The sequence below is a fragment of the Pseudoalteromonas sp. T1lg88 genome (genome assembly GCF_002964765.1).
GTDB lineage: Bacteria > Pseudomonadota > Gammaproteobacteria > Enterobacterales > Alteromonadaceae > Pseudoalteromonas.
Genome location: NZ_PQCF01000026.1, coordinates 263,609 through 279,741 on the forward strand (window position 1 = coordinate 263,609; position 16,133 = coordinate 279,741).

The 16,133-nt window shown below is 50.0% G+C and carries 10 protein-coding genes; 4 read left to right on the forward strand and 6 right to left on the reverse strand.

Annotation, left to right across the window (positions count from 1 at the left end):
* Positions 1-10: 10 nt before the first annotated feature.
* Positions 11-2,884 (reverse strand): M16 family metallopeptidase, encoded by a 2,874-nt coding sequence (locus C2M34_RS09185; protein WP_105258591.1) that lies wholly within the window; start codon positions 2,882-2,884, stop codon positions 11-13.
* Between the two features lie 474 nt (positions 2,885-3,358).
* Between C2M34_RS09185 and C2M34_RS09190 the strand changes: the two genes are divergently transcribed.
* Entirely contained in the window at positions 3,359-4,315 is a 957-nt protein-coding gene (locus C2M34_RS09190; protein WP_105200831.1) for a methylenetetrahydrofolate reductase, read from the forward strand.
* 271 nt (positions 4,316-4,586) lie between these two features.
* Here C2M34_RS09190 and C2M34_RS09195 read toward each other — a convergent pair whose 3' ends face one another.
* From C2M34_RS09195 to purL, 4 genes are all read right to left on the reverse strand, one after another.
* Positions 4,587-4,907, reverse strand: a complete 321-nt coding sequence (locus C2M34_RS09195) for a YdbL family protein (protein WP_105200832.1) — start codon at positions 4,905-4,907, stop codon at positions 4,587-4,589.
* A gap of 9 nt (positions 4,908-4,916) precedes the next feature.
* Positions 4,917-5,102 carry a YnbE family lipoprotein gene (locus C2M34_RS09200; RefSeq protein ID WP_425416044.1) on the reverse strand — a complete coding sequence of 62 codons (186 nt, stop codon included), beginning with the start codon at positions 5,100-5,102 and terminating at the stop codon, positions 4,917-4,919.
* 4 nt (positions 5,103-5,106) lie between these two features.
* Positions 5,107-7,542: a YdbH domain-containing protein gene (locus C2M34_RS09205; RefSeq protein ID WP_158681410.1), complete on the reverse strand. Its 2,436-nt coding sequence runs from the start codon at positions 7,540-7,542 to the stop codon at positions 5,107-5,109.
* A 170-nt stretch (positions 7,543-7,712) separates the two neighbouring features.
* Entirely contained in the window at positions 7,713-11,597 is a 3,885-nt protein-coding gene (gene purL / locus C2M34_RS09210) for a phosphoribosylformylglycinamidine synthase (protein WP_105258593.1), read from the reverse strand.
* Between the two features lie 200 nt (positions 11,598-11,797).
* On the opposite strand from purL, the gene mltF reads away from it, so the two are divergent.
* Together mltF and C2M34_RS15770 are read left to right on the forward strand one after the other, a co-directional pair.
* The gene (mltF, locus tag C2M34_RS09215; RefSeq protein WP_233997972.1) at positions 11,798-13,186 is read left to right on the forward strand and encodes a membrane-bound lytic murein transglycosylase MltF; all 1,389 of its coding nucleotides are present in this window, start codon (positions 11,798-11,800) and stop codon (positions 13,184-13,186) included.
* Positions 13,187-13,246: 60 nt separating this feature from the next.
* Positions 13,247-13,417, forward strand: coding sequence for a hypothetical protein (locus C2M34_RS15770; protein ID WP_199774376.1), 171 nt, complete (start codon positions 13,247-13,249; stop codon positions 13,415-13,417).
* Here the strand turns inward: C2M34_RS15770 and tadA are convergent.
* Positions 13,414-13,920 carry a tRNA adenosine(34) deaminase TadA gene (gene tadA / locus C2M34_RS09220; RefSeq protein WP_105258594.1) on the reverse strand — a complete coding sequence of 169 codons (507 nt, stop codon included), beginning with the start codon at positions 13,918-13,920 and terminating at the stop codon, positions 13,414-13,416. The two genes, C2M34_RS15770 and tadA, sit on opposite strands and share 4 nt — an antisense overlap.
* A gap of 142 nt (positions 13,921-14,062) precedes the next feature.
* Between tadA and C2M34_RS09225 the strand changes: the two genes are divergently transcribed.
* Positions 14,063-15,367: an inosine/guanosine kinase gene (locus tag C2M34_RS09225; protein WP_105200838.1), complete on the forward strand. Its 1,305-nt coding sequence runs from the start codon at positions 14,063-14,065 to the stop codon at positions 15,365-15,367.
* The last annotated feature ends 766 nt before the right edge of the window (positions 15,368-16,133 follow it).

Below are 16,133 nucleotides of genomic sequence, written 5' to 3' on the forward strand. Positions count from 1 at the left end.
TCGGTTCTAATTACTTAAACACTTCTTCCAAAGGCACAACCTTGATGTTTTTGCTTGGAATAGCCAGCTTGTAGCTTTCGATTTGTTTATCTTCGGCCACTAGTTCCGCTGGTTTTTCGGTGTTGTATTTAAGCGGTGAAACCTGCTCGTTCGCTAAACGCGCCTTCATATCTTCACCATCACCACTGACAAACACATAATGAATATTATCTGTTTGCAGGTTCCCGCGAATAACGCGGTTTACATCCGCCACAGTGAGTGTTTCCAGCTGTGAGCGCACATAGTCGGCGAAGTTATCAGTGCCATAGAACTGGCTGTCTAAGGCGTAACCTAGCTGACGGTTTTGGCTTGCCACCAACTGCGGCAAAAAGTTAGTCAGGAAGTTACGGGTAGCGTTAAAGTCTGCCTCGCTCATACCCTGGCTGATCAGCTTATCCAGCTCGCGCAGTGCGGTACGGGTAGCAAAGTGGGCATCGTTATTTGAGCGCAGCGGACGCAACCAGACCTGGAAGATCTGCTCGGAGCGACCTAGGTTAGCATCCGGCTTGGTTTGGAACATGCCGCGCGGGAAGTACTCGATGTAGGCGTAGTCACCATAGTTCATACCACGCACCTGGCGAATACGCTCATACAGCTTGGCATTTGAGTTACGGTGCTCACCCAGGAAGGAACGAACCAACCACAACGCCGTCCAGTCTTTGCTTGAACGCGTAGTCTCAATTGGGAAACCAAAAGACACGGCGGTCGACTTAGCACTCTTTTCAATAATGGTGGCATGATGGCCGCTCAGTGCAGGCGCATCCGGGATATCTAGGCGGGCTTGATCACCGGCTGGCAACCCTTGCAGGTCACTCATCATCTGCGCTTTCACCTTTTCAGGCACGGCACCAATAAGGCCCAGATGCAGATTACGCTGAGTGAAGTTCTTCGCGTAGAAAGCTTTAACATCATCCAGGGTCAAGGCTTCTAAGTCAGACAAGTCACCGTAGTTGTAGGCGCCATAAGGGTGGCCCTGATACAGCTCGGCGTAGAGCACCTCTTTACCTAACTCTTCATCGTTAGAGGCTTTAAGGCCAGACTCAATGCCGTCGATCAACTCTTTCTTTAAACGAGCGAAGTCGTCTTCACGGAAGCCCGGGTCTAGCAGTTGGTCGCTGACCAGCTCATACCACTGCTCGGCGTTATCCTTGTGGATGCGACCATGCAGTGAGATCATTTCCTTATCGATTTGATAAGCAAAGCTGCCGGCAATTGGGTAAAGGGCTTTTTGAATTTCCTTGTAGCTCATCGACTGGCTGCCGCCCTTGGCCAGCATGGCCGCAGTTAAGGCCGCCACACCCTTTTTACCTTCAGGGTCGGCCGCAGCGCCGGTGTAGAATAACCAGTTTACGTCAACCAGTGGCGAGCTGTTGGTTTTATCCAGCACGGTAAATAGCTGCTCTGTCGGCTTATTGTTGATATCAGTTACCAAGGTATCAAGCTGCACTTCGGCGTCAAAACCTGCGACTGCATCCTTGGCCGACATGGTGACCGTAGTGCGGTTGTTGTCGGTGAAGTACTTATTAGCAATGGCACGAATATCTTCAGCACTGACACTGTCGGCACTTTGATACAGGGCGTTGATCACCTCAGGGTCGCGCTCGAAGTGCATATAGCTGGCAAGCGTTGATGCGATCGCCTGCGATGAGTCCAGGCTGTTAATAAAGCTGTATTTAGCATTTGATTTCAATGCCGCCAACTTGCCTTCATCTACCAGCTCGGTGCGCGCCTGGGCATAGGTTTGATTAATGGCATCACGCACCACTGCCAGGTTCTCTTCGTCATCCACCTTAACGAATACATGCAATAAGCCCGGATCTTTGGTTTCCGGGTTGTAGGTAAACATTTGCGAGGCAATCTGCTTTTCTACCACCAGCTGTTGGTATAGCTCTGAGTTTTCAGAGAAGTAAAGCTGTGACAGCAGATCCAATGCGGCGCGGTCCTTGGTATTGGGGTTCCACTCGGTGCCCTTGTAAGAAACCAACAGCCAGTGACCCGGTAAGCCCTCATACTGCTCATGCACATAACGCGGTGCTGCTTGCTTTGGCTCCACCGGAATATCGGCCTGATAGTCGCCACGCTGCCAGTTACCCCAGTGCTTTTTCACCATGGCAATGGTTTCTTTAGGGTCAACATCGCCGACGATAACTAGAGACACATACTCTGGCTTGTAGAAACGTTTAAAGAAGGTTTGGCCGTATTCACTTTGATCCGGCATGGCTTCGATATCTTCAAAGAAGCCCATGGTGGTGTGCTCATAGGTGTGCTTATCGAAGGCTTCTTTGCGCACCGCCGCCAACAGTTTGCGAATTGGGCTGGCATTGTTCTTAAGGTATTCGCCCTTAACCGTCAGCGCCTCGGTGCGGAACTGCTCTTCGCTGTACCTGAGGTTTTGAAAGACATCGGCCTTGATTTCCAGCACCTTGTCTAAATGCTGCTTAGAGAAATTAAGGTGGTAGTTGGTGTAATCATTGGTGGTGTATGCGCGGTTATCAACACCTGAGTTTTTCATGATATCGGCGTAGACATCTTCCGGGAATTTTTCCGAGCCCTTAAACATCATGTGCTCGAAGAAGTGAGCAAAACCTGTTTTGCCTTCTTCTACCTCGTTACGTGAACCTACAGAAACAGGGATCTGCAGCGACACCACATCGGGATAATCGGTTTTTACCACCATCACCCGCAGACCATTGTCTAGCTCTTCTAATACATAGTCCTGGGCAAATACTTTATTGTTCTGTTGCGCCGTTGCCGCAGCGGTACTTGTTTGCGTTGTCTGCGTGCTTTGACATCCGCCTAGCGCAAGCGCCAGGGCAATGCCTGAGGCAATAACCGATAGTTTCATCTTCCTATCCTTTAAGTCTGATTGTTATCTGATTTTTGATCCAATCCATTATGCAATAAATTCACCCAATGCGCGTAACCGACGGCTCATTTTGCTGTAAACAAATGTGTCAAAGGGGCGACGAGTGACCGAAGCCCCGCTTCGCAGCGCTCGGAGGTGGAGGCAGGGATGCCGACAGGAACCCAGCTTCATGGACGAATTATATGCACGATGGTTATGAACTCCCTCTTTGGTTGCCGTCGCCAACGCGACAAGATCTTAATTTGGAGACCGCAGTTGAGAAAGTCATTTGTAGGTCAGTGCTGTGCGCCGACAAGGTGAGAATGGTGCATATTTGTCGGCCTGGAAGGCCGACCTACAAGGCAACATGAATGAAATTCAACATTCATGAGTAAGTTTCACCAGAAAAAAGCTGTTTAGACGTCTAAATGGCTGTTATAGTGATTCCATTAACCGCATATGGGAATGAGGATCATGGCGCTAACACTGCAAGAGAAAATTGAAGACCCCCGCCAAGGGGTATACCTTATCGGCACTACACCACCGAAGACAGGTACGGACGATGGTAAGCTGCAAGCCATTGCCGAGAAGCTATTGGGTCGCTTGCATGAAATCGAATACGACGGTGTTATCGTTTATGACATTCAGGATGAAAGCAGTCGCACCAATGTACCTCGCCCTTTCCCGTTTAAAGAAACCATAGACCCACGTCATTACAGTGGCTTACTACGTCGCTTGTCGCAACTCGATGTGATCACTTATAAGAGCGTTGCCCAGCGCAGCGCCGGTGAGTTTAATCAGTGGTTAGATACCACCTATCAGGAATATAAACTTAATAACCTGGTGTTGGTCGGCAGCCCATCCTCAACCGGTGAAGTTAAACTAAGCCTAAATGATGCTTATACCCATATTGATGCACACGACCATGATTTCTTTTTAGGTGGTGTAACCATAGCCGAGCGCCATGCCAGCAAGGGTAATGAACACGAGCGTCTGCTGACGAAGACAGAGCAAGGTTGTAAGTTCTTTATCTCGCAAGCTGTCTACAATGCGCAAGCGACCATAGATTTGATCACCAGTTATGCCCGCAGTTGTCGCCAGCAAGGTCTGACACCGCAACGTATTATTCTGACCTTTACGCCCTGCGGCGGTGAAACCACCTTGGACTTTATGGAGTGGTTAGGCATTTCCGTGCCCGAAGCGACCAAGTGGCGCATGCTCGATGCAGACAACACCCTAAGTGAATCGGTGCGGATTTGCCGCGAGAACCTGGATTTAATTCTGCGCAGCTGTGCCCATTTAGGCGTACCTTTAGGCTTGAATATTGAGTCTTTAACCAACCGTAAAGAAGAGATCGATGCGTCGATTAATCTTTACCGTTTGCTTAAAGCAACCATGGAGCTGAGCCTGGCCGAGCGCCTTATCGCTTAAGCCGTAAGCTAACATTAGCGATTTACCCATCATACCAATTCTGTTAAGTATGTGATCAGAGATAGCGCTGGATAAATGATATGATAACAAGGCGGGATTTTTCTTATGTAGTTATTCTACATAGAAAAATTCCAACACAGTTAGCATGATATTTAGCCCGCTAGAATGATTAGCTATTTAAGTGAATTGGTAACCTTCTTTTGCCCATAAAAAAACAGCGCCATGTTCTGCATAGCGCTGTTTTTTTTTATTTTTTATAGGTGCTTGGTTGTTACTTTTTACGCCACTGGCCATCGACCTTAACCATGTGTCCGGCGGCAGTCTTTTCAATGGCTTTAGCACCGGCCAGAGCTTCAACCTGACTTAGGCTAATGCCGTTTTTCTTGGCCATGGCCAGGTATTTGGCCTTTCGCTTAGCATTGATCTCGGTGATCAACTGCTGCGCCTCGGCAGAGGTGTGCACCAACTCCAGGTAACCAGTACTGGTTTCACCGACGATGCCCTGATCCTTAGCCTGATCTAAGGTTAGCGCCCAAGCACTAAAGGCCAACATGGTCGCACTGAGTAACATGGTCCATTTAACTAGTTTCATATTCACCTCCTAAAATAGCTCGCTGTCGTCACCGAAAAGCTCATCGAGCTCTTTGTCTACTTTAACGCGGATTTCATGATCCACTTTAACATTTAGGTTGATGGTGATCGGCTCTTTACTTTCCACCTCGACCTTATGGGTACATCCCATTAAGGTTAACGCGCCGACCAAGGCCACCAGCATTCGCGTACTCATTGCTTTACTCCTTCGCTTGATACTCTCGCTCTACTCTTTTGGTGATTTCGTCACTTAAGCGCAGCGCTCTGAATAAGGTATAGATATTTTCCTGATGATTATAGTTAAAATTAACTTCTTGTTGATGCTCGGGATTTTCTCCCTTTAGTTGCATCGCCATAGTTAACCAACCATCATGGGTTAAATCAACATCGGCATTAATACTGTTAATATCCAAGTTTTCCAACATGGCCAACATGGGCCCTAACTGTTGCTGCTGCTCCTTGACCGCATTAAAGGCGGCGTTGTTATCTATGGTCAGCTTGCCCGCGGCTTGGGAATAGATACGGCCATTTTCTATGCTCACCCCCTGCTCGTTAAAACGCAGCGGCAACTCTGCGGCCAACAACCCTTTCACACTAATGCCCTGCTGTGGCTCCAGGGCCAAAACATTTTCGGCACGGATCCCATCAAGGCGCAGCAGGGCCGGTTTGCGTTCCTTTTCCAGGCCAGTTAAATAGAGTTTATCCAAGGCAAAACGGCCATCGAAGAGCTTGCCCTGCACCTGGCTGACATAGAAATCCTTATCCATCCCCAGCTCACCAGATACCTCTTTAAGTATCGGACCGGCACGCACTTCACTTAGGGTAAACTTAGTCGTTTCGAGCTGAAGTGCGCCTGAATTCACACTGCCTGTCGGGGCCATGTTAAGAGACTGAGCCAGGTAATTCTGATACAAAATCTCGGCGTTATTAATATCCATTTGCCAGTCAAAGCGCTCTAGCAGCGCATCACCCTCAAGGTGCAATGACATGGTGCCGCCGCCGAACACCAGTTCGGGCTCAAGCTGCTGTACCAAGGGCATAAAAGAGCTCAGTTCGGTGTCATTAACAACCAGATTCAAGGCATGGGCGTTGTCGCTCCAATTATGTTTAAGTAGCGCCTCAACTCCTTGCCAAGAAGCAAGGTGAGTACCCCCGATAACTCGGCCGATAGCTAAATTGCTATCGAGCTTCAGGCCGCTTACACGCACACCTTTAACCTCAAGATCCGCTACCTGACTTTGCACCTCCACCTTAGCCTGTCGCTCGCCATTACCGAGCGCATTAGCACCGATTTGATATTGCTGCGTCAGGGTACGCGCCTTCAACTGCGGGCTGTTAAGCACAGCTACCGATGTGGTGAGTTCGGCTTCTACCTGGCCATCAAGATCCAGGGCTGCATCCAGGGTCAGCGCCAGGCTCTTTAACTGATAATCCTGATAGCTTAAGGCGGGGGTTTTTACATCAGCGCGCATCCACCCGGAGCCCAGATAATCGTAACCAAACTGGCCTTGTGCCTGCAGCGGCTGATATTCGAGTTCGGGTTGCGGCGGCAATGCTACTTGACCTAGGAAGTGCCCCTGCACTTGCTTATCGGTCAGGGTGCCCTGGCTTTGCAGCGAGCCGATACTGGCCAATTGCGCCGCCAACAGATACTCACTGCTTAAGGTCAGGGTTTGCCAGTTGCCCTGGCTGTTGTTTGCTTCAATAAGCACGGATTGCCCTCCCGCCCGGTTAGCCATGCTCAGCTCAGGCAAGTTAAACTCACCGTTCATATGCACTGTTAATGGCTGTCGGCTATTAAGCTGCCAGCGAGTTTCGGCCAACTCTCCCAGGTAGGCGCTGTACTTATCAAGTGCCTGACAATGACTCAAAGCTCCGAGCTCGGTACTCAGCTGTTGTGCCGTAATAAGGTATTGCTGCATATCCTCGGATTGAATATGCACCTGGCCCCGACTGGCGAGCTGCCATAAACAATGCGGCTCGCTGCGCAGCTCACCATCAAGATGCAGGGCTAAAGTTGCATCCAGGCTATTACCCCAAAACTCGCCTTTGAGCGCTAATTGGGCCACATCCGCATGCCAGTCCAGGGCATGATTTTGCTGCGTTTTAATATACTCGCCCAACACCTTAGTGAAATCACGAGCAAGGGCTACGTCTACCTCAATGGCATCAGCTTTGAGCAACCATTGGCCCTGGATATCACCCGTGATTTGAAAATGATTGATTTGGGTTTCTTCAATAGCAAAGGTCATGGGGCGACTGAAGTCGACAAAGCTGACCTTGGCTTCGGCTATGCTCAGTAAAGGTCTTTTTAGGGGCAGCAATAAGGCCAAGGGTGCCGGTTGCCAGGGGCTGGCTTGTTTATCCTGGTCATCATCGCTGGCGATGGGACCCGCTTGAACATGGGCTCTCGCTATATGCAGGGCCGTCGGCGTTAGGGTGACGTCTTCCAAGGTCAAAGAATGACCCTGATATTCGAGGCACAGCCGGTCGGCATCTATGGCTAACAACTGGGAGCCCCACTGCCAGCGCGCGCAGGTCAGCGTGGCGCCCTGATGCTGCAAATAATGCTTGGCCAGCATATGGGTGAGTTCGCTGCGAAACCCATAGGCCACCGCAAGCGCGGTGACAAGCACTAAGATTACTCCAAGTAATATTAAAAAAGCCTTCCGCAGCATAGCCTTCCTTTAGCTTAACCTTTGGCTTAATACTAACACGGAGAAACTGAATACGCCGCACACAAAAAAGGCTGCAAATGCAGCCTTTTTGTTATCTTTGGTAATTAACCCAAAAATTAATCCAGGTGTTAGCCAATGTGCTTACGTGCGTTACGGAACATACGCATCCATGGGCTATCTTCTTTCCACTCATCCGGGTGCCATGAGTTGGCCACGGCGCGGAATACACGCTCTGGGTGTGGCATCATTACTGTTGCACGACCATCGGTAGAAGTAATACCCGAGATTGCCTCTGGAGAACCATTCGGGTTCGCCGGATATTGCATGGTTGGGTTACCGTAGTTGTCCACGTATTTAACCGCAACTGTGCCTGAGTTAACCGCAGTTTGGATTGCCGCATCGTTAGCGAACTCGGCACGACCTTCACCGTGAGAAACGGCGATAGGCATACGTGAACCGGCCATGCCATTGAAGAACACAGACGGGCTGTCTTGTACTTCAACCAGGGCAACACGGGCTTCGAAACGCTCACTTTGGTTGGTTACGAAACGTGGCCAGTGCTCTGTGCCTGGGATCAATTCGCGTAGTGTCGACATCATCTGACAGCCGTTACATACACCAAGGCTGAAAGTATCTTGACGCTCAAAGAAGGTTTGGAACTGCTCACGAGCCATGTCATTGAATAGAATCGACTTAGCCCAACCTTCACCGGCACCTAGTACGTCACCGTATGAGAAGCCACCACAAGCTACCAGGCCTTTGAACTCTTCAAGAGTCAAACGACCTTCAAGGATGTCGCTCATATGTACGTCGATGGCCGCAAAACCCGCACGGTTAAATGCCGCCGCCATTTCAACGTGAGAGTTAACACCCTGCTCACGCAAGATAGCCATTTTCGGCTTAGCACCGGTAGCAATGTAAGGCGCAGCAACATCTTCATTGATGTCGAAGCTTAGCTTCACATTCAGACCTGGGTCTTTCGCATCCGCTTTTGCGTCATGCTCTTGCTGTGCACAAGCTGGGTTGTCACGTAGAGACTGCATCTGATACGTAGTTTCAGCCCAAGCTAGACGAAGCTCGGTACGGCTGTTATCAACAAGTGCAGCACCACCGCGCTTGATGATTAGCTGGTCGGCATCGTTCAAGGTACCAATCTCGTGGCTCATTGCCGCAAGACCGTGATTAGCAAGTACCGCTTTAACCGCATCCAAGTCGCTATTGCGAACCTGAATAACCGCACCTAGCTCTTCGTTGAATAGCACTTCAAGGTCAGAACCGGCTAGCGCGTCTAGTTCAAGCGTCACACCTGTGTGACCAGCAAACGCCATTTCCGCGACGCTTACGAATAAACCACCGTCTGAACGGTCATGGTAAGCAAGTAGTTTCTCTTCGCTTACAAGCGCCTGCATGGCTTCGAAGAAGCCTTTTAGTAGCTCTGGGCTATCAACGTCAGGGGTCTTGTCGCCAAGTTGCTTGTAAACCTGTGCCAGGCTAGATGCACCCATACGGTTTTGGCCAGCGCCCAGGTCGATAAGTAGCAAGGTTGACTCGCCTTTGTCGGTACGCAGCTGCGGCGTTACCGTTTTACGAATGTCTTCAACACGACCAAACGCAGTGATAACCAGTGATAGTGGCGCAGTTACCGCCTTGTCTTCGCCGTTATCCTGCCAGGTGGTCTTCATTGACATTGAGTCTTTACCAACAGGGATAGTCAGGCCAAGTGCTGGACACAGTTCTTCACCCACGGCTTTTACCGCTTCGTAAAGACCCGCATCTTCACCTGGGTGACCCGCTGCAGCCATCCAGTTTGCAGATAGCTTGATGTTGTTTAGTGAACCTATATCTGCACAGGCGATGTTGGTCAGTGACTCGGCTACCGCCAGACGAGCGGAAGCACCAAAGTTAAGCAGTGCCGCAGGGGTACGTTCACCCATAGACATGGCTTCACCATGGTAGGTATCAAATGCAGCGGCTGTTACCGCACAGTTTGCTACCGGTACCTGCCAAGGGCCAACCATCTGGTCGCGCGCAACCAAACCGGTTACCGAGCGGTCACCAATGGTGATAAGGAAGGTTTTCTCTGCAATCGCAGGTAAACGAAGTAGACGTTGAACCGCGTCTTTTACTGTAATCTGAGCAGTCTCTAGCGCTTCACCTTGTGCTTGTTTTGACGTTACGTCACGGTGCATCTTAGGTGCTTTACCAAGTAGTACTTCAAGAGGAAGATCTACCGGGTTGTTGCCGAAGTGTGAGTCGGCAACACGCAGGTGACGCTCTTCGGTCGCTGTACCAATAACCGCATATTGCGCACGCTCACGCTTACAGATTTGCTCGAAACGTTCGAAGTTTTCTTCTGCTACTGCAAGAACATAACGCTCTTGTGATTCGTTACACCAGATTTCGTGTGGCGCCATGCCCGGCTCATCGTTTGGTACATTACGAAGTTCGAAAATACCACCACGGCCACCGTCGTCTACCAACTCAGGGAAGGCATTTGATAGACCGCCTGCGCCCACATCGTGGATAAATGCGATTGGGTTGTCATCACCTAGTTGCCAACACTTGTCGATCACTTCCTGACAACGACGCTCCATTTCTGGGTTTTCACGTTGTACAGAGGCAAAGTCCAGGTCTTCGTTAGACTGACCCGAGGCCATAGATGAAGCAGCACCGCCACCCAGGCCGATGTTCATCGCTGGGCCACCCAGTACGATTAGCTTAGCACCAACAGGGATTTCACCTTTTTGTACGTGCTCGGTACGGATATTACCCAGACCACCGGCGATCATGATTGGCTTGTGGTAACCACGCACTTCTTGACCATTGTGGCTGTTTACTAATTCTTCGTAGGTACGGAAGTAACCTAGTAGGTTTGGACGACCAAATTCGTTGTTGAACGCCGCGCCACCCAGTGGGCCTTCGATCATAATATCAAGGGCTTCAACGATACGACCCGGCTTGCCGTACTTGGTTTCCCACGGCTGTTCAAAGCCTGGGATGCGTAGGTTAGATACGGTGAAACCAACCAGACCCGCTTTTGGTTTAGAACCACGGCCCGTTGCACCTTCATCACGGATTTCACCACCAGAACCGGTAGAGGCACCAGAGAAAGGAGAAATAGCCGTTGGGTGGTTGTGAGTTTCAACCTTCATCAGGATTTCGATGTTTTCCTGATGATAAGTGTATTCACCAACAAAATCAGGGAAGAAACGACCCGCTACCGAGCCCTTCATTACTGCGGCGTTATCTTTATATGCAGATAATACGTTTACGCTGTTTTGCTCGTAGGTGTTTTTAATCATTTTGAACAGCGATTTAGGCTGCTCTACGCCGTCGATAGTCCAATCGGCGTTAAAGATCTTGTGACGACAGTGCTCAGAGTTAGCCTGGGCGAACATAAATAGTTCGATGTCGTTCGGGTTACGACCTAGCTTCTGGAAGTTCTCAACCAGGTAGTCGATTTCGTCGTCCGCTAAGGCAAAGCCCTGCTCAACGTTTGCTTTTGCTAGCGCTTCACGGCCACCGCCTAGAATGTCAACCGATGACATTGGGCGCGGCTGCTCATTGGTGAACAGCTTACTGGCTTCTTCAAGTGTGCTATGTGTCGCTTCGGTCATGCGGTCGTGTAGCAGAGCAGAAACCTCTTGCTGCTGCTCGACGCTTAAGTCACCTTCAACATAGTAGGCGATACCACGCTCGATGCGGTGAACCTGAGTTAGACCGCAGTTATGGGCGATATCGGTGGCCTTAGAAGCCCAAGGTGAAATCGTGCCTGGACGCGGTGTTACCAGGATCAGCGTACCTTGCGGCTCGTGCTCTGGAATATGCGGCCCGTAAGTCAGTAGCTTCTCAAGTTTAGTGTGCTCATCGGCACTTAACTCTGCTTTTAGGTCAGCAAAGTGCATAAACTCGGCATAGACATCGGTTACGGGAAGGTTAGCTTGCTTACACAGAGTAAGCACTTTTTGAACGCGAAAATCGGAAAGTGCTGGCGCACCGCGAAGGATCAACATAGGTATTATCATCCGGGGTTAAGGATTGAACGACAGTTGCCGCGCATTATACTTAATTTCCCTTAAAATGCGAGTTAAAGGGCGCGCGACAAGGACGATTGTCCGCATTTAATGATGTTACTCGTATTGCCGCAAAGTAGTGGTGACGCAAGGCCTTGGTTTTGTTATAAGAGTAGCTTACAAAGCGACAGGGGCTGGCTGTGAGATTATTTTTGTTATCAATTGCTTTAGTGGCACTTTTTGGCTGTAGTGAGCCACAACAACCAACGCAACTGGAACATATTTATCACACCAAAACCCTAAGAGTGGGTACCTTGGCCGGCGCCAGTAATTATTACCATGGCACTCAGGGCGAGCAAGGCTTTGAATATGAGTTGGCGCAGGAGTTTGCCGACTATATGGGGGTTGAACTGGATATAGTGCCCTTTTTCAGCCTCAGTGATATGTTTGCGCGCCTAGATAACGGCTCCCTTGATTTAGTCGCCTCGGGGATCGGCTACTCACCGAGCCGGGCCGAGCACTATCGCTTTGGTCCAAGCTATCGCACCATCAGCCAGAAACTGGTGTATAAACAAGGGCGCCCTCGCCCTCGGGATTTTGAAGACCTGGAAGGCAAGCTCACCGTCTTAGCGCGCAGCAGCCACTCGCAAAGTTTGCTCAGAGCACAAAAGCAATTTCCGCAACTCACCTGGGATGAAACAGATGAGCTGGATGAAGCCGAATTGCTGCAGGCCATTATCGATGGCGAAATCGATTACACCCTGGCGGACTCTCATACCCTGGCGCTGTTTCGCCGTTATCACCCCAATCTCAGCATCGGCTTTTCGGTCACCCGTAATGACCCCATAGCCTGGCTGATGCGCAAAGACGATGATGATTCTCTTTATGCCCTGATGATAGAGTTCTTCGGCGAGGTAAAAGAAAATAGTCGTCTCTATGCGTTAGAAGAAAAATACTTTGGTCATGTACGCCAGTTCAACTATGTGAATACCCTGGCCTTTATTGAGGCCGTGGCCGATACCCTACCTAAATACGCGCCTTGGTTTAAGCAATATGCCCATGAGCTCGACTGGCGTCTGTTGGCGGCACTAAGCTACCAGGAGTCGATGTGGGACCCCCGCGCTAAATCCCCCACCGGGGTTCGCGGTATCATGATGCTGACCCTGCCCACCGCCAAGCAGGTGGGGGTTAAAAATCGTCTTAAGCCGGAACAAAATATTGATGGCGGCGCAAAGTATCTGCGCTATTTATTAGAACGGGTGCCGGATCGTATTCCACAACCGGATCGCACCTGGTTTGCCTTAGCTTCTTATAATGTCGGCTGGGGTCATGTGAACGACGCCCGAGCCTTAACCGAACGCGGCGGTGACGATCCGGACAAATGGGCCGACGTTAAAAAATACCTACCGCTGCTGGTGAAGAAACGCTATTATCGAACAACAAAGTATGGTTATGCGCGTGGAGATGTTGCCGTAACCTACGTAGATAATATAAGGCGCTACTACGACACCTTAGTGTGGTTAGATGAAAACCAAGCTCTGGATGTCGCTGATGCCAGCGCCACGGAAGAATCAGCAGGAATGCCATAAAACTGTCACTTAAACGTGATGTTATGGTAGCTCTCCCCTCTCACTTTCAGGAGTAGTACTATGTTGAAACGTCGCAGAACGCATAGCTTTAAACAACGCGTGCAACTTTCTAGTGCCAAACGTCGTCGCGTATTAAGAAAGAACACTCACAGTAAAATCCTCTGGCGTTGCCGTATGTTTGCCGCCCAGCAAATGGAAGAGCTAGAGCAACAGCGTATGGCGGAGTCTTAATTCTCCTCCGTGCGCTGCTGTCGCGCTTTCTTCAATTCTTTATGCTCTTGCCGACGACGTTTAAAAAACGCCGATAACTGCGCCGAACATTCCTCAGCCAGTACCCCCGAGGTCACCTCAAGCTGATGGTTTAAGCGCGGCTCCTGTACCAGATTCATAATCGACCCCGCCGAGCCGGTTTTAAGATCCGTGGCACCAAAGACCAAACGGTCGATACGACTATGCACCAAAAGCCCGGCACACATGGAGCAAGGCTCTAAGGTAACGTAGAGGGTACAATCAATCAGACGGTAGTTATTGAGCACTTCCCCGGCAGCGCGAATCGCCATCATTTCCGCATGGGCGGATGGGTCGTTCAAGGTGATAGGTTGATTCCACCCCTCGGCAATCAGCTGGTTATCCTTCACCACCACCGCGCCAACGGGAATTTCTCCTATTTGTTCAGCACGTTGTGCACAAGCCAATGCTTTTTGCATCCAGTACTTGTCATCAAATTCACTCATATTCGCTCAAATAGCTACAATAAAGCGGTGATTATATCGCTATTTCGGGCAATTTTATAAGCCATGGCATAGCCTGCGAGGGCTAATTTAGGCTATAATTCGCCGCTTTTTTTGTTCTATGAATACCGCAAACGGGTAAGTCATGAAGTTTCCTGGTCGTCGAAGACACAAACATTATTTTCCGGTGGAAGAGAAAGATCCACTTACTAATCAAATCAATGCCGAGTCGCGCCTTAAACGCAGCTACATTGTCGGTATTGATCAGATCGTGGTCGATATTGAAGCCAAGGTCGATTTAGCTTTTCTTGATGAGTTTGGTCTACGTCGAGGCATGTCTCAGGTGATCGACAGTGAAACCACCAATGCCTTGTACGATCGTCTTAAACTCAACGAGATGATCGACTACGAGTTTGCCGGTGGCACCATAGGCAATACCATGCACAATTATTCTGTGCTGGCCGATGATCGCTCGGTATTGCTTGGGGTTATGAGTGAAAACATCAAAATAGGCAGCTATGCCTATCGTTTTCTCTGCAATACCTCAAGCCGTGTTGACCTGGATTATCTGCAGCCCGTGGATGGCCCTATCGGCCGCTGCTTTACCCTGATCGATGAAAGTGGTGAGCGTACCTTTGCCATCAGTGCGGGCTTAATGAACCATCTTCGACCCGAGTCCATAGATAAAGAGCTTATCCAAGACTCTTCGGCCCTAGTGATCAGCGCCTACCTTATGCGTACTCAAGGAGCTGAAACCATGACCGACGCCACCATGCAGGCGGTAAAATACGCCAATGATGCCGGCGTCCCCGTGGTACTGACTCTGGGCACCCGCTTTTTGATCGAACAAGACCCCACATGGTGGGCTGAGTTTGTACAAAAGCACGTTGATATCCTCGCCATGAATGAGGAAGAAGGGGAAGCCATCACAGGTTTTGAAGATCCCCTATTGGCCGCCGACAAGGCCTTGGACTGGGTTGATCTGGTGATCTGTACCGCAGGTGAAAAAGGCATGTTTATGGCCGGTTATGTCGATGAGTCATGCCAGCGAGAAACCGAGTATCCGTTATTGCCTGGCGCCATTGCCGACTTTAATCGCTACGAGTTTTCCCGTGCCATGCGCAAGCAGGACTGCGACACTCCGATTAAAGCATACAGCCATACCGCTCCGTTTATGGGTGGACCGGACAGCATTAAAAACACCAATGGTGCCGGCGATTGTGCCCTGGCCGCCGTGCTACACGATATCAGCGCGAATGAATATCATAAGTTGAATGTGCCCAACTCGGCCAAGCATGAACATGCAGCGATCACCTACTCGTCTTTGGCGCAGATCAGCAAGTATGCAAACCGTGCCAGCTACGAAGTATTGGTACAGCACTCTCCACGCTTAACCCGTGGTCTACCAGAACGTGAAGATTGTTTAGAACAGGCTTACTGGGAACAGTAAGTAATTCTTCTGAACCATTATATTAAGCCGCTTTTATAGCGGCTTTTTTGTTGCCCGCCAAACCAGCCATGTTATGGCTCCATCTTTGCCGCCTTGGGTTGTAGGTTGACCTTTAGGCCGACAATAGGCAACGCAGGTGCAGTGACCTAGCCGGCCTGATAAACCATTGCCGTTCACCCCGTTGCAGGTCGGGGTTTACCCCGACAAAGAGGGCGATAGTAGAGCAATACAGGAGCATATTGCCGATAACCCCAAAAAGGTGCAGATCCATGCCGCAATGTCGGCCTAAAAGGCCGACCTACAAACGCAAAAAACCCGCTGCATTGCTGCAACGGGTTTCTTTAATTAGGCGAAGTAAGACCGAAGCACAGCTTCGCAGCTTACTGAGGTGAGGTCATGGATGACCGAAGTAACCAAGCTACAGGGAAGTATTGTTAAAACAGCTCTGTTTACCAGCCTTCTGTGATCAACATCCAAGCGGGTTTAATATTCTGCTTTTGCAAGGCTAAAGCCTCGCCTAGAGATAGCTGTGGGAGTTTTTTAAGTAAGGGTTTGCCGACAAGGCTGTTGTAGGTCGGGGTTTACCCCGACAAGGTGCAGATCCATGCCGCATTGTCGGCCTAAAAGACCGACCTACAAACGCAAAAAACCCGTTGCATTGCTGCAACGGGTTTCTTTAAATAGGGCCCTGACGATGTTCTACTTTCACATGGCAAATGCCACACTATCATCGACGCTGTTTCGTTTCACTACTGAGTTCGGCATG